The organism is Streptomyces sp. NPDC001393 (assembly GCF_053597455.1).
The window spans coordinates 208,180-227,972 of sequence record NZ_JBSFIH010000005.1; the positions used below are offsets into that span (position 1 = coordinate 208,180).

Annotated in this window: 16 protein-coding genes and 5 tRNA genes; 11 read left to right on the forward strand and 10 right to left on the reverse strand. The window is 70.0% G+C overall.

All coding sequences use genetic code 11. From position 1 onward, the window contains the following. Positions 1 to 81: 81 nt before the first annotated feature. Entirely contained in the window at positions 82 to 330 is a 249-nt protein-coding gene (locus tag ACWC2T_RS09250) for a DUF3073 domain-containing protein (protein WP_055707141.1), read from the reverse strand. Between the two features lie 290 nt (positions 331 to 620). Further along, positions 621 to 1,727, reverse strand: coding sequence for a Leu/Phe/Val dehydrogenase (locus ACWC2T_RS09255; RefSeq protein WP_450669765.1), 1,107 nt, complete (start codon positions 1,725 to 1,727; stop codon positions 621 to 623). A 199-nt stretch (positions 1,728 to 1,926) separates the two neighbouring features. Between ACWC2T_RS09255 and ACWC2T_RS09260 the strand changes: the two genes are divergently transcribed. Both ACWC2T_RS09260 and bldC read left to right on the forward strand, forming a co-directional pair. Next, on the forward strand, positions 1,927 to 2,769 hold the full coding sequence (locus ACWC2T_RS09260; RefSeq protein ID WP_450669766.1) for a hypothetical protein: 843 nt from the start codon (positions 1,927 to 1,929) through the stop codon (positions 2,767 to 2,769). Positions 2,770 to 3,316: 547 nt separating this feature from the next. Next, complete coding sequence (gene bldC, locus ACWC2T_RS09265; RefSeq protein WP_003949541.1) at positions 3,317 to 3,523, forward strand: developmental transcriptional regulator BldC; 207 nt, start codon at positions 3,317 to 3,319, stop codon at positions 3,521 to 3,523. 460 nt (positions 3,524 to 3,983) lie between these two features. Here bldC and ACWC2T_RS09270 read toward each other — a convergent pair whose 3' ends face one another. The 4 genes from ACWC2T_RS09270 to ACWC2T_RS09285 all read right to left on the reverse strand — a co-directional run bounded on the left by ACWC2T_RS09270 (position 3,984) and on the right by ACWC2T_RS09285 (position 8,960). Next, on the reverse strand, positions 3,984 to 4,175 hold the full coding sequence (locus ACWC2T_RS09270; RefSeq protein ID WP_450669767.1) for a DUF6274 family protein: 192 nt from the start codon (positions 4,173 to 4,175) through the stop codon (positions 3,984 to 3,986). A gap of 320 nt (positions 4,176 to 4,495) precedes the next feature. Beyond that, positions 4,496 to 4,570 (reverse strand) — tRNA-Asp (locus tag ACWC2T_RS09275). Positions 4,571 to 4,666: 96 nt separating this feature from the next. Next, entirely contained in the window at positions 4,667 to 8,647 is a 3,981-nt protein-coding gene (gene hrpA, locus ACWC2T_RS09280; protein ID WP_450669768.1) for an ATP-dependent RNA helicase HrpA, read from the reverse strand. 115 nt (positions 8,648 to 8,762) lie between these two features. After that, the gene (locus tag ACWC2T_RS09285) at positions 8,763 to 8,960 is read right to left on the reverse strand and encodes a DivIVA domain-containing protein (protein ID WP_450669769.1); all 198 of its coding nucleotides are present in this window, start codon (positions 8,958 to 8,960) and stop codon (positions 8,763 to 8,765) included. Positions 8,961 to 9,104: 144 nt separating this feature from the next. On the opposite strand from ACWC2T_RS09285, the gene ACWC2T_RS09290 reads away from it, so the two are divergent. Then, positions 9,105 to 9,386 carry a PadR family transcriptional regulator gene (locus ACWC2T_RS09290; protein WP_450669770.1) on the forward strand — a complete coding sequence of 94 codons (282 nt, stop codon included), beginning with the start codon at positions 9,105 to 9,107 and terminating at the stop codon, positions 9,384 to 9,386. Next, entirely contained in the window at positions 9,383 to 10,177 is a 795-nt protein-coding gene (locus ACWC2T_RS09295; RefSeq protein WP_450669771.1) for a hypothetical protein, read from the forward strand. The genes ACWC2T_RS09290 and ACWC2T_RS09295 overlap by 4 nt, the downstream gene beginning before the upstream one ends. 89 nt (positions 10,178 to 10,266) lie before the next feature. On the opposite strand, the gene ACWC2T_RS09300 is transcribed toward ACWC2T_RS09295, so the two are convergent. The 4 genes from ACWC2T_RS09300 to ACWC2T_RS09315 form a co-directional block, all read right to left on the reverse strand. Next, positions 10,267 to 10,340 (reverse strand) — tRNA-Phe (locus ACWC2T_RS09300). A 24-nt stretch (positions 10,341 to 10,364) separates the two neighbouring features. Continuing rightward, positions 10,365 to 10,439: transfer RNA gene (locus ACWC2T_RS09305), tRNA-Asp, on the reverse strand. A gap of 36 nt (positions 10,440 to 10,475) precedes the next feature. Then, a tRNA-Glu gene (locus ACWC2T_RS09310) sits at positions 10,476 to 10,548 on the reverse strand. A gap of 80 nt (positions 10,549 to 10,628) precedes the next feature. Beyond that, on the reverse strand, positions 10,629 to 12,161 hold the full coding sequence (locus ACWC2T_RS09315; protein ID WP_450669772.1) for a metallophosphoesterase family protein: 1,533 nt from the start codon (positions 12,159 to 12,161) through the stop codon (positions 10,629 to 10,631). A 115-nt stretch (positions 12,162 to 12,276) separates the two neighbouring features. On the opposite strand from ACWC2T_RS09315, the gene ACWC2T_RS09320 reads away from it, so the two are divergent. From ACWC2T_RS09320 to ACWC2T_RS09350, 7 genes are all read left to right on the forward strand, one after another. Further along, positions 12,277 to 12,627, forward strand: coding sequence for a metallopeptidase family protein (locus ACWC2T_RS09320; protein ID WP_450669773.1), 351 nt, complete (start codon positions 12,277 to 12,279; stop codon positions 12,625 to 12,627). A 254-nt stretch (positions 12,628 to 12,881) separates the two neighbouring features. Next, positions 12,882 to 13,415: a hypothetical protein gene (locus tag ACWC2T_RS09325; RefSeq protein WP_450669774.1), complete on the forward strand. Its 534-nt coding sequence runs from the start codon at positions 12,882 to 12,884 to the stop codon at positions 13,413 to 13,415. 341 nt (positions 13,416 to 13,756) lie between these two features. Continuing rightward, the gene (locus ACWC2T_RS09330; RefSeq protein WP_450669775.1) at positions 13,757 to 15,946 is read left to right on the forward strand and encodes a DEAD/DEAH box helicase; all 2,190 of its coding nucleotides are present in this window, start codon (positions 13,757 to 13,759) and stop codon (positions 15,944 to 15,946) included. 115 nt (positions 15,947 to 16,061) lie between these two features. Next, positions 16,062 to 17,576, forward strand: coding sequence for an amino acid permease (locus ACWC2T_RS09335; RefSeq protein ID WP_450669776.1), 1,515 nt, complete (start codon positions 16,062 to 16,064; stop codon positions 17,574 to 17,576). Positions 17,577 to 17,664: 88 nt separating this feature from the next. Beyond that, a tRNA-Lys gene (locus tag ACWC2T_RS09340) sits at positions 17,665 to 17,737 on the forward strand. 491 nt (positions 17,738 to 18,228) lie between these two features. Then, a complete protein-coding gene (locus ACWC2T_RS09345) occupies positions 18,229 to 19,170 on the forward strand; it encodes an STAS domain-containing protein (RefSeq protein WP_376287794.1) in 942 nt (313 codons plus the stop codon). Positions 19,171 to 19,273: 103 nt separating this feature from the next. Further along, positions 19,274 to 19,774 carry a DUF5994 family protein gene (locus ACWC2T_RS09350; RefSeq protein WP_388765830.1) on the forward strand — a complete coding sequence of 167 codons (501 nt, stop codon included), beginning with the start codon at positions 19,274 to 19,276 and terminating at the stop codon, positions 19,772 to 19,774. Positions 19,775 to 19,793 lie beyond the last annotated feature (19 nt).

Consider the following 19,793-nt stretch of genomic DNA (forward strand, 5'->3'; position numbering starts at 1 on the left):
GACCGCACCCGCCCGGCCTGCGGGTAGCACAGAAGCCGGTCGGTGGCTGTGCCACCGACCGGACTGTTACTCAGTGCAAGGTCAAGCGCCGCGACGGTGTTGTGAGGGACCCTCGTCCTCGTCCTCGTCGTCCTCATAGAGGTCGGCGTAACGGGAGTACAGGTCGTCCTCGTCATGCTCATCGTCCTCGAACGGCTCGCCGTTCGGCGGCTGGCTCGAAGTCGATGCGCCCAGTTCACTGGCCAGACGTGACAGGTCAGTCCCACCGCTGTTGTACTTCAGCTGGCGGGCGACCTTTGTCTGCTTGGCCTTGGCCCGGCCGCGCCCCATGGCTCGACCCCCTCGGTGACGGGGCTCAACGGCCCCAGAGTCTGACACGCGTTCATGATCCGGAACGGACCCTCCGCAGAGAGGCCGGTCCGTAGGGCTTCCACGGTACCTGAGCCCGCGCCCATACGGTACGTCGCCCGCAGCACGCGCGTGTGCCCAAGACCTTTGAGGCGCCCCGTCCTCGCTGGTCAGTGGCGATTTTAACCACTTATCGGGGAACGACCCGCCGATGGAAGTGAGAGTTCTCTCGAAGTACCCACCGGCGGGTACCGCTCACCCGGGCGGCCGGGTCAGTGCGCGGCGTGTCCCGCGCGGGCCTCGGCCATCCGCTGCTCGGCGATCCGGTCGGCCGCTGCGGCCGGCGGAATCCCGTCTTCCTTCGCACGTGCGAATATGGCCAGCGTGGTGTCGAAGATCTTCGACGCCTTCGCCTTGCACCGGTCGAAGTCGAACCCGTGCAGCTCGTCGGCCACCTGGATGACCCCGCCCGCGTTCACCACGTAGTCCGGCGCGTAGAGGATGCCGCGGTCGGCGAGGTCCTTCTCCACACCCGGGTGGGCGAGCTGGTTGTTGGCGGCGCCGCACACCACCCTGGCGGTGAGCACCGGCACGCTGTCGTCGTTCAGGGCGCCGCCGAGCGCGCAGGGGGCGTAGATGTCGAGCCCCTCGACCCGGATCAGCGCCTCGGTGTCCGCGACCGCCGTCACGCCGGCCGGGTACTGCTCGAGGATCCGCTGGACGGCGTCCGTGCGCACGTCCGTGACGACGACCTCGGCACCCTCGTCCCGCAGGTGCTTCACCAGGTGGTGGCCGACCTTGCCGACCCCGGCGATGCCGACCTTGCGGCCGCGTAGCGAGGGGTCGCCCCACAGGTGCTGGGCGGAGGCGCGCATGCCCTGGTAGACGCCGAAGGCGGTGAGCACGGAGGAGTCACCGGCGCCGCCGTTCTCGGGGGAGCGGCCGGTGGTCCAGCGGCACTCCCGGGCCACGACGTCCATGTCGGCGACGTAGGTGCCGACGTCGCACGCGGTGACGTAGCGCCCGCCGAGCGAGGCGACCATGCGGCCGTAGGCGAGGAGCAGCTCCTCGGTCTTGTCGCGCTCCGGGTCGCCGATGATCACGGCCTTGCCGCCGCCGTGGTCGAGGCCGGCCATGGCGTTCTTGTACGACATTCCGCGCGCGAGGTTGAGGGCGTCGGCGACGGCCTCGGCCTCGTTCGCGTACGGGTAGAAGCGCGTACCGCCGAGGGCCGGACCCAGGGCGGTGGAGTGGATGGCGATCACGGCCTTGAGGCCGCTGGCGCGGTCCTGGCAGAGCACGACCTGCTCATGGCCCCCCTGGTCCGAGTGGAACAGGGTGTGCAGGACATCAGCAGGTGCGCCAATTACGTCGGTCACTGTGGTGACTCCTGTGTAAAGAGCGGCGAGTGGGGTGGAACCCCGTACGGGTGGCGGGGTGCCGTGGCATGAGCGTAGAGCCTTGGCACCACCACCATCCGTGCAGTGTTCAGGATCACCCTCGCGGGGCGTTCGCGCACGCATGACCGTGGCACGATTTGCAGTGTTTCGAGCGGGGTCCGCTGGGGAGGGAGCAGGCGTGCCGAAGGTGTCCTCCGTGGTCGTCCCCTATGCCGCGTACCTGCGCGTGTACGAGCCGCTGGGCGCCTTCCCGGAGCCGGAGCGCAGCCACTGGGCGCGCTACGCCCGCCGCCCCGACCGCCCCTCCTACCAGGATGAACTGCGCCGCTCCCTGGCCGACTTGCTGCCCACCCCGCCGGTCGTGGTGCCGGTGCACGAGAGCAGCGACGCCTTCGTGCTGGAGGTCGACGGCGTGGTCTGCGTGTGCCCCTGGCGGACCCGGCTGCGCGGCTGGCAGGCGCTCGGCGAGCTGGCCGAGGAGCTGCCCGCGCCGGTGCTGGACGCGGTGCTGCCGCCGGTCGTACGGCGCCAGGCCGCCCAGGACTACGAGCGCTGGCTGGCCCGCAACCCCGACGCCCGCCCATGGATCCGCACCTCGACCTGGCAGGTGCCGCTGAACTGGTTCGTGCTGGTCTCGGACGAGGAGCGGCGCTACGAGAAGGGCACCGCCGAGGTGCCGCCGCTGCTGCGCTACCGCACGCCGATGGTGCAGGCCCGGCGCCGGGTGGCGCGGGCGCTGCGCACGCTGAAGGACACGGTGGAGGAAGGCCCGCTGATCGACGGGCTGGTGGACGTCGGCCGCTGGCTGGAGGAGTTCCACCCGCGCTCGCTGGTCGAGCTGGACTACGGCGGCCTGGTGCATGTGCTGTCGGCCGGCGAGCTGGAGGGCGACCACTCGGCGGCGGACGTGGCCGAGGGCATCGAGGCGCTGCGGCGGGGCGACGGGGCGGCGGCCGGGGAGGCCTATGCGCGGCTCGTGGAGCGGTGGCGGGCGGTCCGGGACCGGCGCTCGGCGAACTGAGGTTCCACGAGGTAACAGGAGTGACGTACGTGACGTACGTCACGGCCCGAACGGCGTCGAACGACGTACGGTCTAGGCCACTTGACCATGTGACGGGACGTTGGTTCCGATCTGGACTTTTGCCCCAAGGGTGATGGACGGCACTTACACGGCCCTTGCGCCTCTTGCCACCCCTCATGCCAAAATAGGACAAGGAGTCCGGGGAGGGTTCCTTCCGTCCAACTGTGTTCCACTGCGGGCGGATTCTCGGCATTGCGCGCTTTGGGGGGTCTTGTGACTCCTGATCGTCCTGTGACTGATCGTCACAGTGGCGTGACTGTCCGCTATGGCATGGTCCATCGGCTTCCGTCGCTGATGAACACCTGGGAGGGCAATTCCATCGGTTTGGCCGACGCGGCTGGACAGATGGTGTAGTTGTAGTGCCGAGGACAAGCCGTTCGTCCTATAACCGACTCGACTCGCGTCCGCCATTTCGGGCAACGCGGGTCAAGGTGCAGAATTTAGAGGAAAGAACCGAGAAGGTTCGGTTCTCCCGAGGAGGCCGCTCATGACCGCTCGCACCCCTGATGCCGAGCCGCTGCTGACCCCGGCTGAGGTCGCCACGATGTTCCGCGTCGACCCGAAGACGGTCACGCGGTGGGCGAAGGCCGGCAAGCTCACGTCCATCCGCACGCTCGGCGGGCACCGCCGCTACCGCGAGGCCGAGGTCCGCGCACTGCTCGCGGGCATCCCGCAGCAGCGCAGCGAGGCCTGAACAACCGAATAACCGGGCAAACCGGCAGGTCCCCCAACCGGCCGAGGCGCCCGAAACCCTAGCTCCAAGCGACGCGGGACCTGCCCCAACAGGGCCCTCGCCCAAGCCGAAGAGAACGTTGTAGGCAGCGACACAGGGTGCGTCGTAGATCGCGCTGGACTCCGCCGGGTCCAGCGCGATCTTTTTTGTGCGCTGGTCGCAGGCGCGGTGGGCTGCTGTGAGCGGCCTTGTCGGAGTCTGGGCAGGGGTGTCGGAACGGCTGTGCGCGACCTCTGAGAGCGGTGCAATTGCACATATTAAATTGACCCGTTGTAGGTCGGGGGTAAGTACCGCCCTTTCAAAAACTCATGCGGTGACTCCCGTCACACGTCCTGGCGGTTGTTGCCGATGGGACGGGTGCGCTAGTGGAGCGGCCCGCCCCAGCGTCCCACATGGGCGGGGCTGTTGAGGCGGGTGCCGGTCACGCGCTGCAGGGGCGCCGGTCCTCGCCTTCCTCGTCGCTCGCTTCGGGGACCTGCGGGCCGGCGTCCATCGCCAGCCGCAGCAGGTGATGACAGATCGGGCAGTGGCGGGTGAGATGCCGGTAGGACGAGGCGGCCGCCAGATGGGCCCTCAGCAGCGCTCGCGTCTCGTGCCTGACCGATGCCGCCATACGCCACCTCCGCGGACCGCACAGGGGAACGGACCCTGTCTTCTGGGTACCGACGCGAAGAGACGCCGTCAAGGGCGCCGACGCCTGCCGGAGGAAGAGGGAGGGGTCCCTCCCTCGCGAGGCCGTACGGGGCTCACCGGGCCTGAACAGAAGAAGGGCCCCCAGAGGGGGCCCTTCTTGTTGCGGTCCTGACGGGATTTGCTGTGTCTGATTGCGGCTCCGCCGCGGGCGCGGCCTCTGGTTCGGCAGGGCGCACAGCAGGTTGGCATGGCATGCGGCAGGGCCCGCGTCCGTTGCCGGATGCGGGCCCTGCCTTGTTGCGGTCCTGACGGGATTTGAACCCGCGGCCTCCACCTTGACAGGGTGGCGAGCACTCCAAACTGCTCCACAGGACCAGGTTTCGCGGCGCTTGGCTGGTGCACTGCGCTGCGAGAAGAGACTGTACAGGAGGTGAGGCCGCCTGGTCGAACTCACCCCCTGTGCGCGAGCGGTTACGGAACGGCGGCGTCGATCGCCTTCACGATCCGCTTGTCGGAGACCGGGTACGCGGTGCCGAGGGCGTGGGCGAAGTAGCTGACCCGCAGCTCCTCGATCATCCAGCGGATGTCCAGCACCGAGGAGGGGACCGGGCGGCCCTGGGGAAGCTGCTCCAGGAGCCAGGCGTACTCGTCCTGCATCTCGTGGACCTTCTCCATGCGCGTCGTGTCCCGCTGGACGTTCGTCGGCATCTGCTGCAGGCGCCGGTCCGCGGCCACCAGGTAGCGCATCAGGTCGGGAAGACGCCGTATCCCCGCCCAGGTGACGAAGCCCGGCTTCACGAGGGCGTCCAGCTGCTTGCGTACGTCCGTCAGGTTTGCCAGCAGGGCAGGGCTGCTCACGGCCTTCAGCCGGCGTTCACAGGCCTGCCAGGCGGCCAGCACCTGCTGCACCTGGGCGACCGTACGGACCGTCGTGTCGACGATGTCCGCGCGCACCTTGTCGTACAGCTTCCGGTACGACTCCTCGTCCCAGGCCGGACCCCCGAAGTCGGCGATCAGCTTGTCGGCCGCCGCCATCGCGCAGTCGTCGAACAACGCCTGGACGGAGCCGTGCGGGTTCGCGGAGAGCGCCAGCTTCTGGGCGTTCGTCAGCTTCTCGGAAGCGAACTTCGCCGGGTTCACCGGGATGTTCCGCAGGATCAGCCGCCGGGTGCCCTTCCACATGGCCTCGGCCTGCTCGGCCTCCGTGTCGAAGAGCCGCACCGAGACCGTGTCGCCGTCGTCCACCAGCGCCGGGTACGCCTTCACCGGCTGGCCGGCCCGGCGGGTCTCGAAGACCCGGGTGAGGGTGCCGATCGTCCAGTCGGTCAGGCCCTTGCGCTCCAGGGACTCGCCGCCCTCGCGGGACGCGGTCGCCGCTGCCGCCTGGGACAGGGCCTGCCTCGCCTTCGGCTTCAGCCTGAGCTTCAGCGCCTGAAGGTCCTTGTCCTCGGCCAGCTTCCGGCGCCGCTCGTCGACGATACGGAACGTGATCTTGAGGTGGTCGGGCACCTTGGACCAGTCGAAGTCGTCCGCGTCGAAGGGGACGCCGACCATCCGCTTCAGCTCACGCGCCATCGTCACCGTCAGCGGCTCCTGCAGGGGCACCGCCTTCTCCAGGAACGCCTTCGCGTAGTTCGGCGCGGGCACGTAGTTGCGGCGGATCGGCTTCGGCAGCGAGCGGATCAGCTCCGTCACGACCTCCTCGCGCAGACCCGGGATCTGCCAGTCGAAGCCCTCGTCCGTGACCTGGTTGAGGACCTGCAGGGGGATGTGGACCGTGACGCCGTCGGCGTCGGCGCCCGGCTCGAACTGGTAGGTGACCCGGAACTTCAGCCGGCCCTGCCGCCAGGAGTCGGGGTAGTCGTCCTTGGTGACCGCCTCCGCCGACTCCCGGATGAGCATCTCCCGCTCGAAGTCCAGGAAGTCCGGCTGCTCGTGCCGCTTCCGCTTCCACCAGGAGTCGAAGTGCGCGCCGGACACCACGTGTTCGGGCACCCGCTGGTCGTAGAAGTCGAAGAGCGTCTCGTCGTCGACGACGATGTCCCGGCGCCGCGCCCGGTGCTCCAGCTCCTCGACCTCGCTCAGCAGCTTGCGGTTGTCGGCGAAGAACTTGTGGTGCGTGCGCCAGTCGCCCTCCACCAGCGCGTTGCGGATGAACAGCTCGCGACTCGTCTCCGGATCGATGCGGCCGTAGTTCACCTTGCGCTGGGCGACGATCGGGACGCCGTACAGGGTGACCTTCTCGTACGCCATCACGGCCGCCTGGTCCTTCTCCCAGTGCGGTTCGCTGTACGTCCGCTTCAGCAGGTGTCCGGCGAGCGGTTCGACCCACTCGGGCTCGATCTTGGCGTTGACCCGCGCCCACAGCCTGGACGTCTCCACCAGCTCGGCCGACATCACGAACTTCGGCTGCTTCTTGAACAGCGCCGAACCCGGGAAGATCGCGAACTTGGCGTTGCGGGCGCCCAGGTACTCGTTCTTGTTGCCGTCGCGTACGTCCTTCATCCCGACGTGGGAGAGGAGGCCGGCGAGGAGGGAGGTGTGGATGCGGTCGGCCGGGGCGTCAGTGCCCGCCGAAGGCTCCTCCAGGTGCATGCCCATCTGCTTGGCGACCGTACGCAGCTGGGTGTAGATGTCCTGCCACTCGCGGATGCGCAGGAAGTTCAGGTACTCCTGCTTGCACATCCGCCGGAAGGACGACGATCCCCGCTCCTTCTGCTGCTCGCGGATGTACCGCCACAGGTTGAGGTAGGCGAGGAAGTCGCTGGTCTCGTCCCTGAAGCGGGCGTGCTGCTGGTCGGCCTGGGCCTGCTTGTCGGCGGGGCGCTCGCGCGGGTCCTGGATGGACAGCGCGGCGGCGATGACCATGACCTCGCGGACACAGCCGTTCTTGTCGGCTTCCAGCACCATGCGGGCCAGCCGGGGGTCGACGGGCAGCTGTGCCAGCTTGCGGCCCGTGTCGGTGAGGCGCTTGCGCGGGTCCTTCTGCTCCGGGTCCAGCGCGTGCAGCTCCTGCAGCAACTGCACACCGTCGCGGATGTTGCGGTGGTCCGGCGGGTCGATGAAGGGGAACTTCTCGATGTCGCCGAGGCCGGCCGCGGTCATCTGGAGGATGACGGAGGCCAGGTTCGTACGGAGGATCTCCGCGTCCGTGAACTCCGGGCGGGCGACGAAGTCGTCCTCGGAGTACAGGCGGATGCAGATGCCGTCGCTGGTGCGGCCGCAGCGGCCCTTGCGCTGGTTGGCGCTGGCCTGGGAGATCGGCTCGATGGGCAGCCGCTGGACCTTGGTGCGGTGGCTGTAGCGGCTGATCCGGGCGAAGCCGGGGTCGATGACGTACTTGATGCCGGGGACGGTGAGGGAGGTCTCGGCGACGTTCGTGGCCAGAACGATCCTGCGCCCGGTGTGCGGCTGGAAGACCCGGTGCTGCTCGGCGTGCGAGAGCCGGGCGTAGAGGGGGAGGATCTCGGTGCCCTGCCAATCAGCGCCTCCGGCGCGGGGGTATTTCTTCTTCTCCAGCGCGTCGGCCGTGTCGCGGATCTCCCGCTCACCGGAAAGGAAGACGAGGATGTCGCCCTGGCCCTCGGCCTGAAGCTCCTCGACGGCCTCGCAGATCGCGGTGATCTGGTCCCGGTCGGCGTCCTCGGAGTCCTCTTCGAGAAGGGGGCGGTAGCGCACCTCGACCGGGTACGTCCGCCCGCTGACCTCGATGATCGGCGCGTCGCCGAAGTGCCGGGAGAAGCGCTCGGGGTCGATGGTGGCCGAGGTGATGACGACCTTGAGATCCGGCCGCTTCGGCAGCAGCTGAGCCAGGTAGCCGAGCAGGAAGTCGATGTTGAGGGACCGCTCGTGGGCCTCGTCGATGATGATGGTGTCGTAGGCGCGCAGCTCGCGGTCCGTCTGGATCTCGGCGAGCAGGATGCCGTCCGTCATCAGCTTGATGAAGGTGGCGTCCGGGTTCACCTGGTCGGTGAAGCGCACCTTCCAGCCGACGGCCTCGCCGAGCGGCGTCCGCATCTCCTCCGCCACGCGCTCGGCGACGGTGCGGGCGGCGATACGCCGGGGCTGCGTGTGCCCGATCATGCCGCGTACGCCGCGTCCCAGCTCCAGGCAGATCTTCGGGATCTGCGTGGTCTTTCCGGAACCGGTCTCACCGGCCACGATGACGACCTGGTGATCGCGGATGGCCGCCGCGATCTCGTCCTTCTTCTGGCTGACCGGCAGCTGCTCCGGGTAGCTGACGGAGGGCACACGGGAGCGCCGCTCGGCCATCCGGACCTCGGCCTTGCCGACCTCCGCCTCGATCTCGGCGAGGACGGCGGCGCGGGCCTCCGGCTTACGGATCTTGCGCGCGCCCTCGAGCCGCCGGCCGAGCCGATGCGCGTCGCGCAGCGACAAATCGGTCAGACGGGGGGCGAGGGTGCCGAGAGCGGGGGCGGGATGCGTAGACATACGCGATCCAGGATCTCACCCCGCCCGAAAAACACGCGAACGATTTGTCCCCGGCGCTCAGAGTGTGCGCTCGGCGGGGTGGCCGGTGCTCATGCTGCGGCGGCCTGGTCCTGGCTCATCTCCCCGTCCCTCCGTCCAGCAGCTGTGCGACCCGTGCGTCCACCTGGGCCCGGTCATACCCGCGCCGGACGATGTCGAACGCCGGCGGCGCCTCGGAGGCCGTGCCTGCGGCCAGCCGGGTCAGATAGGCGTCCACCTGGGCCCGGTCATAACCACGCCGGACGATCTCGAAACCCTGGAAGCCGTCTGCCATGAATGTCCCCCCTTCTCCGGCAACCTATCGCGAGCTCTGACGCGATGCGGCTCCCGGGGGGCGAATATCGTACTCGACATACGGTCGGTCCACTGCTTCACTCCTGATATGGCCTCAATTCGCTTGACCCGGCCCACACTTGAGGTGATCAAGGTGTTGCTGGCGTCGACCACTGACGACCCCGCCTGGGGGCTGAAGATCTGCGAGGAAGCCGATCTGGGCTCCGGGACGGTGTATCCCATCCTGGAGCGGCTGGTGGACGCAGGCTGGGTCACCCGGTCCGAGGAGAAGGGTGATCATCCGGGCCGACCCAAGCGGTTCTACTACGAACTGACTGCGGCTGGTCGACATGCTGCCCGCGAAGCCCAAGAGCGCAAGCCTCGCTTGTTCGGGCTGCGCACGGTAGCCGAAGGGGGGCGGCCGTGAATGTGGATGAGCAGCTCAATGAGGCGCGCCTCGCGTTCGCGTCGGCGATGGATGAGATTGCCGGGACCGCTCGTGCTCGAGCAGTCGCTGTCGCAGCGGTGCTCGCACCGACGCTGACCGGCACCTTCGCAGTGGTCCTTGTGCTCGGCGGCTACCTCCTGGACACGGTCTTCCCCGGGGCGCCCATCGCCCAGACGGTGATCACCAGCGGCTGGATGTCCGGAGCCGTGGCCGCGGTGACGTTCATGGTCGGGACCGGAGTGCTGCTGTTTGTCGCCAGGCGTCATCGCGCGTCGGCGGAGGGGGACCCTGAGGCGTCAGCGAGGTCGGCTCGCCCCCTTGGCGATGCGGCCCGCCGAACCCTGGGACTGGCTTACTTCATCGTCGGCGAACGCAGGGCGCACCTCAGGGAGGAGTGGGCCGCCGTCCTCACCGGTGACCCGGACAACGGCATCGTGCTTTCTCCGCGGCGCAGGATGCGGTACGCGGTCGGCTTTCTCTGGGCGGCGCTCCGCATGCGGCTTCGTGATCTTGCCGCTCCCGTGTGGATGCCCGTCGACTGGCTCCTGTCGGCCGAGTCGCGTACGCGTGGGGTCATCGCGCTTACCGTCGGTGCACAAGTGGTGTACGTCGAGTGCCAGGACGGATTCCATGCTCTTGTCACCGAAGGCTGGGGCTGGTGTGCCGGCTGTGGGGTGGCCCTGCGGCTGTTCGTCGGCTGGTTGCGGAAGATCCGGGGTATCGAACTTGCCTCGCCCCGCAGCGACTCCCATAGCCGTAGCACCGGCTGAGGGCTGTTGGCGTGCCGGTTGGGTAACCGACAAGAGAACACCCCCTCCGGATGATTCCGGAGGGGGTGTTTGCCCTGGCAGGGCCCTTGTGGCTGGGGCCGGGGTCGAACCGGCGACCTTCCGCTTTTCAGGCGGACGCTCGTACCAACTGAGCTACCCAGCCACGGTGTTTCACGTGAAACACCAGCGGTCCTGACGGGATTTGAACCCGCGGCCTCCACCTTGACAGGGTGGCGAGCACTCCAAACTGCTCCACAGGACCAAGCTTGCGTGCAACAGTGTCGCACACGGTATTGCGTGCCCCCAACGGGATTCGAACCCGTGCTACCGCCTTGAAAGGGCGGCGTCCTAGGCCGCTAGACGATGAGGGCTATCGGCCCGCCTGGGCGCTTCTCAGCGCGTCGGGGACGTGAGAAGCATATGGGATGGCGGGGAGTATCGCCAAAACGGTTTACGGCGAGGGGGTCGAAGGGGTGCGGGAAGAGGTGGACGAGGGGCCGGGGGAAGGCGTCCTTCTCGGCCGGTTCTCGTCCGCCAGATGGCGGCTGACCTCGGCCGTCGCCTCGCCCAGTCCGCCCAGTTTGATCGCGTCCCAGGCCTGGAGGCGGTGGCTGCCGCGGTCGAAGTAGAGGATCGAGGCCTCGATGGGTGCGGGGTACTGGCGCTCCAAGGCCCGCAGCCCGCTGCCGCCTGTGGAACCCTCCATGCGCAGCCGGGTGCCGTACGGCAGCATCTCGTCCCCCTCGTGGTGCAGGTGGCCGCACAGCACCAGCGGCACCTCGCCGTCCGTCTCACGGGCCGCCGAGGGTTCGTGGGCGATCGCGACGTCCACCGGGGTTCCGGCCGCCTTCTGGTCGCGCAGGGCGCTGGCCAGCCGGTCGCCCGCCAGCTGCTCGGCCGCGTTCCCGCCCGGCGCCACCGAGCGGTCGGGGGTGAACTGAGGGTCGCCGATGCCCGCGAAACGCAGTCCCGCGACCGTCTGCGCCCGCCCGTCGTCCAGGACGTGCACGTTCTTCATCCGCTCCAGATAGCGCTGGGTCGTCCGGGAGTCGTGGTTGCCCCGCACCCAGACGTACGGCGCGCCCAGGTCCCGGATCGGGTCCAGGAAGCCGCTCTCCGCCGCCGTACCGTGGTCCATCGTGTCGCCGGAGTCGACGATCACGTTCACCTTGTACTGCTCTACCAGCGAGGCGATGATCTTCCAGCTCGCCGGGTTGAGGTGGATGTCCGACACGTGCAGGACCCGGATGGTGGAGGGGTCCGGCTGGTAGGCCGGGAGGGTGGAGGTGACGTCGTAGAGCTTCGTCACGTTCGTCACCAGACGGGCCAGCTCCTGCTGGTAGACGTTGAATTCCGTGACGATGCTGCGCGCGTTGCCGACCACCGCCGGTGCCGAGGTGAGCAGCCCGGAGAACTTCGGTTCCAGGACCGACTTCGGGTTCCAGGTGGCGTACGCGCTCGCCCCGGACGCGGCCAGCAGGGTCAGGGCGAGGCCGCCGGCGGCCAGGGCGCGGCGGGGGCGGCGGTAGACGGCGAGGCCGAGGGCCGTGGCGCCGGCGACCACGGCGACACAGGAGCGCACGGCCAGATCCAGCGTGCCGTGCTCGACGTCCCGGGCGACCTCGTCCTGGAGGCCGGAGAAACGCTCGGGGTGGTCGACCAGGGCCTGGGCGCGCAGCGGGTCCAGCTGGTCCACATTGACGTCCAGGCGGACGGGGGCCACATGGCTGTCCAGGGTGAGCGCGCCCAGCGGCGAGACGTTGATCTTCGTGCCGCCGGTGAGTGACGGGCGCAGCGCCATCGTGGTGTTCATGGGGCCGACCGGCGTGCGTACGTTTCCGACGATCAGCAGGCCCAGCCAGGCGCCGACCAGCACGACGGCCGTCATACCGAGTGCGCGGAGCCAGGGGCGGGGGCGGGCGGCGAGTTCCGGGGCGGGCAGCCGGTGGGTGCCGCGGTGGGCGGGGTGTATGCGGTTCGTCATCGTGCGGAGAGCGGCGACGGGAACGCGGACCATTGGTGCCGTATGCCCACGTACAGGCGCGGATATGCGGTGCCGCACCGCTCTCGTAGGGGCCCTCGTACCGGACAATGACCATGTGCTGGAGATGACGCGCGAGGACTTCGAGGAACTGGTCGCCGAGGCGCTCGACCGGATCCCGCCGGAGCTGATGCGGCTCATGGACAACGTGGCGGTGTTCGTGGAGGACGAACCGCCCGCCGACGACCCCGAGCTGCTCGGCCTGTACGAGGGCACGCCGCTGACCGACCGGGGCGAGTGGTACGCGGGGGTGCTGCCAGACCGGATCACCATCTACCGCGGGCCGACGCTGCGGATGTGCGACTCCCGCGAGGACGTCGTCGCGGAGACCGAGGTGACCGTGGTGCACGAGATCGCCCACCACTTCGGTATCGACGATGCCCGACTGCACGCTCTGGGGTACGGGTGAGCGACGAGGGCGGTGCGGGTGGGGTTTCGGCCGGATGGGCAGAGGGGGCTGGGCTCGTTGCCGGGTGCGGGTGTGCGGGGGCTGATCGCGCAGTTCCCCGCGCCCCATCAGGGCGCCTGGTCTGCGGCCTTCCGCTCGGGGCGGCACGGGTGGGCATCGAGGTGGGCGCGGGTTGGCTACGGGGCGCGTGTCCTCTTGTGGGCGGCGGGAGTTGGGGAGGTTGACTTCTTTCCTTGCCTCCGGAGGTGGCCGCCGTGCGCCCCTTGTCCGTACCCGTCCGGCTCACCGTCACCGTGCTGGCCCTCGCCGCTGCCGCCGGCTGTGTGAACGTGGGTGATGCCGCGGGCCCGGCCAGGCCCTCGCACTCGGCGGGGCGGCACGGCGGCGCGGGACCCGACGGCGGCCCGGTGGACGGCGCCGGCGGCCTCGGCGGGCACGACGGCGCGGCGCGCGACGGCAAGCACCAGCACGGCGGCAAGGCGAAGCGGGGCGAGGAGTCGGCCTCCCCGTCGGCCACCGCACCGTCCGGCGAGGGCAGTTCGCCCGCGACACCGGCGAAGCCCGGCAAGCCCGGCAGGACCGTCGACCCCGGGGGCCCGGTGCCGACCAACACCCCGCCGCCACCACCGGTCACCTCCGCCCCGCCCGAGCCGCCCGCCTCCACCCCGCCACCGGCGACCTCCGCGGCCCCGTCGGCCGAGCCGTCCTCCTCGGCTCACGCGGCGACGGGAACCCAGCTCGTCCAGCGCGAACCGGCACCGGCACCCGGGACGGACGTCGGGGCGTGATCTCCGACGGCGCGCGTGATCTCCAGGACGGCGCGCTTGATCTGCGTGGTGGCGTGGGCGATCTCCGGGGCGGCGCACGTGATCTTTCCGCGGGCGGGGCGGCCGTGGCTTCAGGGTGCCGGAGGCGTGGCTCACCTGCGGAAATGGGGCCAGTTTGCCTTCAGGGGTGGTGAGTGCGTATGGTGGTAGATCGTTTGATCCCATTTGCCCGGCGCCATCGCAGAGCGCGCCGTGTGGCGCGTACTCTCCCTTGCCGTGGCGGACCGCATTGAGGCGGTCGTGAGCGAATCACGGAGTTGACGGGCGCGTGCCGAAGAGACTCCGGAAGGTTTCGCATTCGCATGTCCGTGTCCAGTACTGATCAGTTCGTCGTGTCCGAGAACGAGCTCGCCGAGTTCGAGGGCGACCTCGCCGACGCGACGACCGAGATCACCGAGGCCCCCGAGGCCGCTGACACCACCCAGACCCAGACCCCCCAGATCACCTTCGCCGACCTCGGTCTGCCCGAGGGCGTCGTGCGCAAGCTCGCGCAGAACGGCGTGACCACCCCCTTCCCGATCCAGGCCGCGACCATCCCGGACGCCCTGGCCGGCAAGGACATCCTCGGCCGCGGCCGCACCGGCTCCGGCAAGACCCTCTCCTTCGGTCTGCCGACCCTGGCCACGCTGGCCGGTGGCCGCACCCAGAAGCACAAGCCCCGCGCGGTCATCCTCACCCCGACCCGCGAGCTGGCCATGCAGGTCGCCGACGCGCTCCAGCCGTACGGCGACGTCCTCGGCCTGAAGATGAAGGTGGTCTGCGGCGGTACCTCCATGGGCAACCAGATCTACGCCCTGGAGCGCGGCGTCGACATCCTGGTCGCCACCCCGGGCCGGCTGCGCGACATCATCAACCGCGGCGCCTGCTCGCTCGAGGACGTGCAGATCGCCGTGCTGGACGAGGCCGACCAGATGTCCGACCTGGGCTTCCTGCCCGAGGTCACCGAGCTGCTCGACCAGGTCCCGGCCGGCGGCCAGCGCATGCTCTTCTCCGCCACGATGGAGAACGAGATCCAGACCCTCGTCGACCGCTACCTGAACAGCCCCGTCTCGCACGAGGTGGACGCGGCGCAGGGCGCGGTGACGACCATGTCGCACCACATCCTCATCGTGAAGCCCAAGGACAAGGCGCCGGTCACCGCCGCGATCGCCTCGCGCAAGGGCCGCACGATCATCTTCGTCCGCACCCAGCTGGGCGCCGACCGCGTCGCCGAGCAGCTGCGCGACGCCGGTGTGAAGGCCGACGCGCTGCACGGCGGCATGACCCAGGGCGCCCGCACCCGCACCCTGGCCGACTTCAAGGACGGTTACGTCAACGTCCTGGTCGCCACCGACGTCGCCGCCCGCGGCATCCACGTGGACGGCATCGACCTGGTGCTGAACGTGGACCCGGCCGGCGACCACAAGGACTACCTGCACCGCGCCGGCCGTACGGCGCGTGCGGGCCGTACCGGTACGGTCGTCTCCCTCTCCCTGCCGCACCAGCGCCGCCAGATCTTCCGTCTGATGGAGGACGCCGGCGTCGACGCGGCCCGTCACATCATCCAGGGCGGCGCCGCCTTCGACCCGGAGGTCGCCGAGATCACCGGCGCCCGCTCCATGACCGAGGTCCAGGCCGAGTCCGCCGGCAACGCCGCCCAGCAGGCCGAGCGCGAGGTCGCCCAGCTCACCAAGCAGCTGGAGCGCGCCCAGCGCCGCGCGGCCGAGCTGCGCGAGGAGGCCGACCGGCTGGTGGCCCGGGTCGCCCGCGAGCGCGGTGAGGACCCCGAGGCCGCGGTGGCCGAGGCCCAGGCGACGGCGGCGGAGGAGCTCGCGGCCGTGGCCGAGGAGCCGGCGGTGCGGGAGACCGAGCGCGAGGAGCGTCCGGCGGCTTCGGCGCCGTACGAGCGCCGGGAGCGGCGCGGCTTCGAGCGCCGCGAGGAGCGGGGTGACCGCCGTGACGACCGCGGTGGCCGCTCCTTCGAGCGCCGCGAGGAGCGCCGCCCGTTCGACCGCGACCGCGGTGAGCGTGGCTTCGAGCGCCGTGAGGAGCGCGGCGACCGTGGTGGCCGTGGCTTCGAGCGTCGTGACGACCGCCGTGACGACCGTCGCCCGTTCGACCGTGACCGTCGTGACGACCGCGGCGGCCGCTCCTTCGAGCGCCGCGACGAGCGGGGCGGCTTCGACCGCCGTGACGACCGTGGTGGCCGTGGCTTCGAGCGCCGCGAGGAGCGGGGTGACCGCCGTGACGACCGTCGCCCGTTCGACCGTGACCGTCGTGACGACCGCGGCGGCCGCACCTTCGACCGTCGTGACGACCGTGGCGGTTTCCGCCGGGACGAGCGCGGCGGGCACCGGGGCAGCGACCGTCCGTTCAACCGCGACCGCCGCGACGACCGTCCGGGCTTCCGGTCCGGCGGCCACGAGCGCCCCTTCGGCCGCCGTGACGACCACCGCGGCAACGGCTCCTTCGGCCGCCGCGAGGACAAGCCGCGCTGGAAGCGCAACGGCTGACACGCTGCGCCACCTGGCCTGACCTGAAGAGGGCCCGTACGACTCCGGTCGTACGGGCCCTTTTTGGCCATCTGGTGACGCATGTCACGCCCGCACCGAGGGAATTGCTGGGGGCATGACAGATGATGCGAGAGCGAACGGGACACACGGCCTCTCCGACGAGGAACGGCTGGCCCAGCTCGGTTACACCCAGGTCCTGGCCCGCCGGATGTCGGCGTTCTCGAACTACGCGGTCTCCTTCACGATCATCTCGGTGCTGTCCGGCTGCCTGACCCTCTACCTCTTCGGCATGACCACCGGCGGCCCCGCGGTGATCACCTGGGGCTGGGTGGCGGTGGGCCTGATGACCCTGTTCGTCGGCCTGTCGATGGCCGAGATCTGCTCGGCATACCCCACCTCGGCGGGCCTGTACTTCTGGGCGCACCGCCTGGCGCCCGCGCGTTCGGCGGCGGCCTGGGCCTGGTTCACCGGCTGGTTCAACGTGCTGGGCCAGGTCGCGGTGACCGCCGGCATCGACTTCGGCGCGGCCTCCTTCCTCGGCGCGTACCTGAACCTGCAGTTCGGCTTCGAGGTGACCCCGGGCCGCACGGTTCTCCTGTTCGCGGCGATCCTGATCCTCCACGGCCTGCTGAACACCTTCGGCGTCCGGGTCGTCGCGTTCCTGAACGACGTGAGCGTGTGGTGGCACGTGCTGGGCGTGGCGGTGATCGTCGGGGCGCTCGCCTTCGTCCCCGACCACCACCAGTCGGCGACGTTCGTGTTCACGAAGTTCGTCAACGAGACGGGCTGGGGCAGCGGCACGTACGTCGTCCTGCTCGGCCTCCTGATGGCCCAGTACACCTTCACCGGCTACGACGCCTCCGCCCACATGACCGAGGAGACCCACGACGCGGCCACGGCGGGCCCGAAGGGCATCGTGCGCTCGATCTGGACGTCGTGGATCGCCGGCTTCGTGCTCCTGCTCGGCTTCACGTTCGCGATCCAGTCGTACGACAAGGAACTGGCGTCCCCGACGGGCGCGCCGCCCGCCCAGATCCTCCTGGACGCACTGGGAGCGACGGCGGGCAAGCTGTTGCTGCTGGTCGTGATCGGCGCCCAGCTCTTCTGCGGCATGGCCTCGGTGACCGCCAACAGCCGTATGATCTACGCCTTTTCGCGCGACGGCGCGCTGCCCTTCTCGCGCGTCTGGCACACGGTCAGCCCGCGCACCCGCACCCCCGTGGCCGCGGTCTGGCTGGCCGCGCTCGGCGCCCTCGCCCTCGGCCTGCCCTACCTGATCAACTCGACGGCGTACGCCGCGGTGACCTCGATCGCCGTCATCGGCCTCTACATCGCGTACGTCATCCCGACCTTCCTGCGGGTCCGCAGGGGCGCCGCCTTCGAGCGCGGGCCCTGGCACCTGGGCCGCTGGTCGGGGGCGATCGGGATCGTCTCGGTGGTGTGGGTGGTCGCGATCACGATCCTCTTCATGCTCCCGCAGGTCTCCCCGGTCACCTCGAAGACCTTCAACTACGCCCCCGTCGCCGTCCTGGCCGTCCTGGGCTTCGCCGCGGCCTGGTGGCTGGCCTCGGCCCGCCACTGGTTCCTCACCGGGGACCGGACCCCCGCTGCGAACCTGGTCGAAAAGTGACACACCGTCCCCGTGACGCGGCCGGTCGGTCAATACCCGATCGGAGACCCGGCCGCGTCCGGCTATGCTCGGACAGGCAACATCGCCTGGGCCCTTAGCTCAATTGGCAGAGCAGTGGACTTTTAATCCATTGGTTGTGGGTTCGAGTCCCACAGGGCCTACGGCTGGTAGGCGGGGGATATGGCCTCTGACCTGCTACGCAGCGTCCGAGTCGGCGTCAGCTGGCTCGGACGCTGCTTCGTTTCCGGGCTCCTGCGTGAGCGATGCGTGAGCGGGAAGCGCGGCCACCTGCGGCGGTTTTGTGTGGGGCCGCCCTCAGCGGATACCCGGCGGGCGTGAGGTACGGCAGTGTGCCCCACGAGTGGGCCGTCTGCCCCGGATGTCTCCATGAGCCTCGGCAGGCGGTGCGCTCCTTACGGGCCTTACGGGTGAGCCCGTCCGGTGCTGCGGGTCGAGTCGGCCGGCGGCGTACGGTGGAGATACCGAGGACATCACGCACTCCGGCCGTCCTGCCGGGTCGTCCTCGGCGAGAGACGAACCCCGGGCCGTCCGAGCGGCGGTGCGGAGACGGGTCGGCAATCATGCCCGCCGCGATCACAACAACTCCGCACCCTTCCCTGGTCGTTGCGTTTCCCTGCCGAAGGGCGGGGTGATGGCCGTGCAGCGCCTGGACATCCACCGGCGTGACCGGGGGGAGCGGGCCCTCGTCACGCTCGTCGGCGACATCTGGCCGGCCTCGGCGCCCCTGCTGCGGGCCGCGCTGGAGCAGTGCCTGCGCGACGGCATGACAGCCATCGACGTCGATCTCACCACGGTCGGCTCCTGTGACGCCAAGGGCCTGGACGTCTTCCTGACGGCGTCACGGCATGCCGGCCGCGTGCACGCCTGCCTGCACCTGCACCATCCGTGCGCGCAGATCACCCGGCTCCTCGCCTTCACCGGCTCCGCGCCCCTGCTCCGCGATCTGCTGGACACGTCCGCGGCGGGTCCGTCGGCCGGCGGGACGCAGACGTCCGGCGACCGCGCCGGTGCGCCGGTCGTCAAGGACGGGATCCGCCTGCGCAGACTGACTCGCCGGCAGGTGGAGGGGATGAGCGAGGACATCGCCGACCTGGCCGTGGCCGGCCCCTTCATGCGGGACGACTTCCTGCGGCGGCTTGCCGTCAGCGCCCGACGGCCTGGCTTCGCGCTGCTGGTGGCCGAGACGACGGTGTTGGTGGGGTGCGTCTTCGGGTTTCCGGTGAGTCCCGTCAGCAGGTCCGAGCAGGGGTTGCAGGAGAGCGTCCAACGGCTCACCGGCTGTGCCCGGTTCCTGCTCCTCACTCAGGTCGTGGCGCACCAGCACCCACAGCGCCGCGACATCGGCCGCCGTCTGCAACAGCGTCTGCTGGCCGATGAGCGCACCGAGCTCGGAGTGGCCTTGCTGATTCCTGCCGACCGGGCCGGACAAGCCGCCTACGACTCGTGGGGCTGGCGGAACCACGGGGAGATGGTCGGGCTGCCCGGTCGGGGCGCTCCTTGCGTGCTGACCCTGTTCCGGGAGAGCGGATCTTCGCTGCCTGCGCCTCGGGCCGCCGTTCCAAGCCGGGCGTAGCCTTGAAGACACCGAGAGCATGTCGGGCGCATGATCAGGACAGCGCCGTTCCCGGCGAGTGGCGAACGAGGGCAGCTCCAGGCCGCCCGGACGGGATCGCGCGATGGACTCCCCCACACCGCCCGCAGGAGACCGGCCGCCGAGTGACGCGCACACGTACAGGATGCCGCTGGCCCGGCTGAGGCTCACGCCGGAGGCCAGCCACGGCCCGCTGGACGGAGCGTGGTGGCCGCGTTGCGACGCCCTGGAACTGGAGCTGCCCGCGCTCGTGGGCTCGCTCGACCCCGGCCGTGGCACGGTCACCCGCGTCACGGTCGGCGCTGCGGCCTGGCCTGACGCGCCACTGACCGTGTCGGCGCCGGACCACGTGATCGAGGTCGTCCTGAGCGACGCCACCGCCGAGGAGCATGCCATCACCCTGGACTGCGGCACCCTGGGGCGCTGGGAGCTGCTGGTCGTCCCGCCCGACGAGCCGGCCGGAACCGCCGAACGCCTGCTGACCGCCGCCGCCGATCCGTGGAATCCGCTGTCGGCTCAGCGCACCTTGGCACATGTCGAGGACGGCTTCGGCCGGGAGGGCGCAGGGGAACAGCACGGCCCATGATGGAGTGATGGGACGGGTA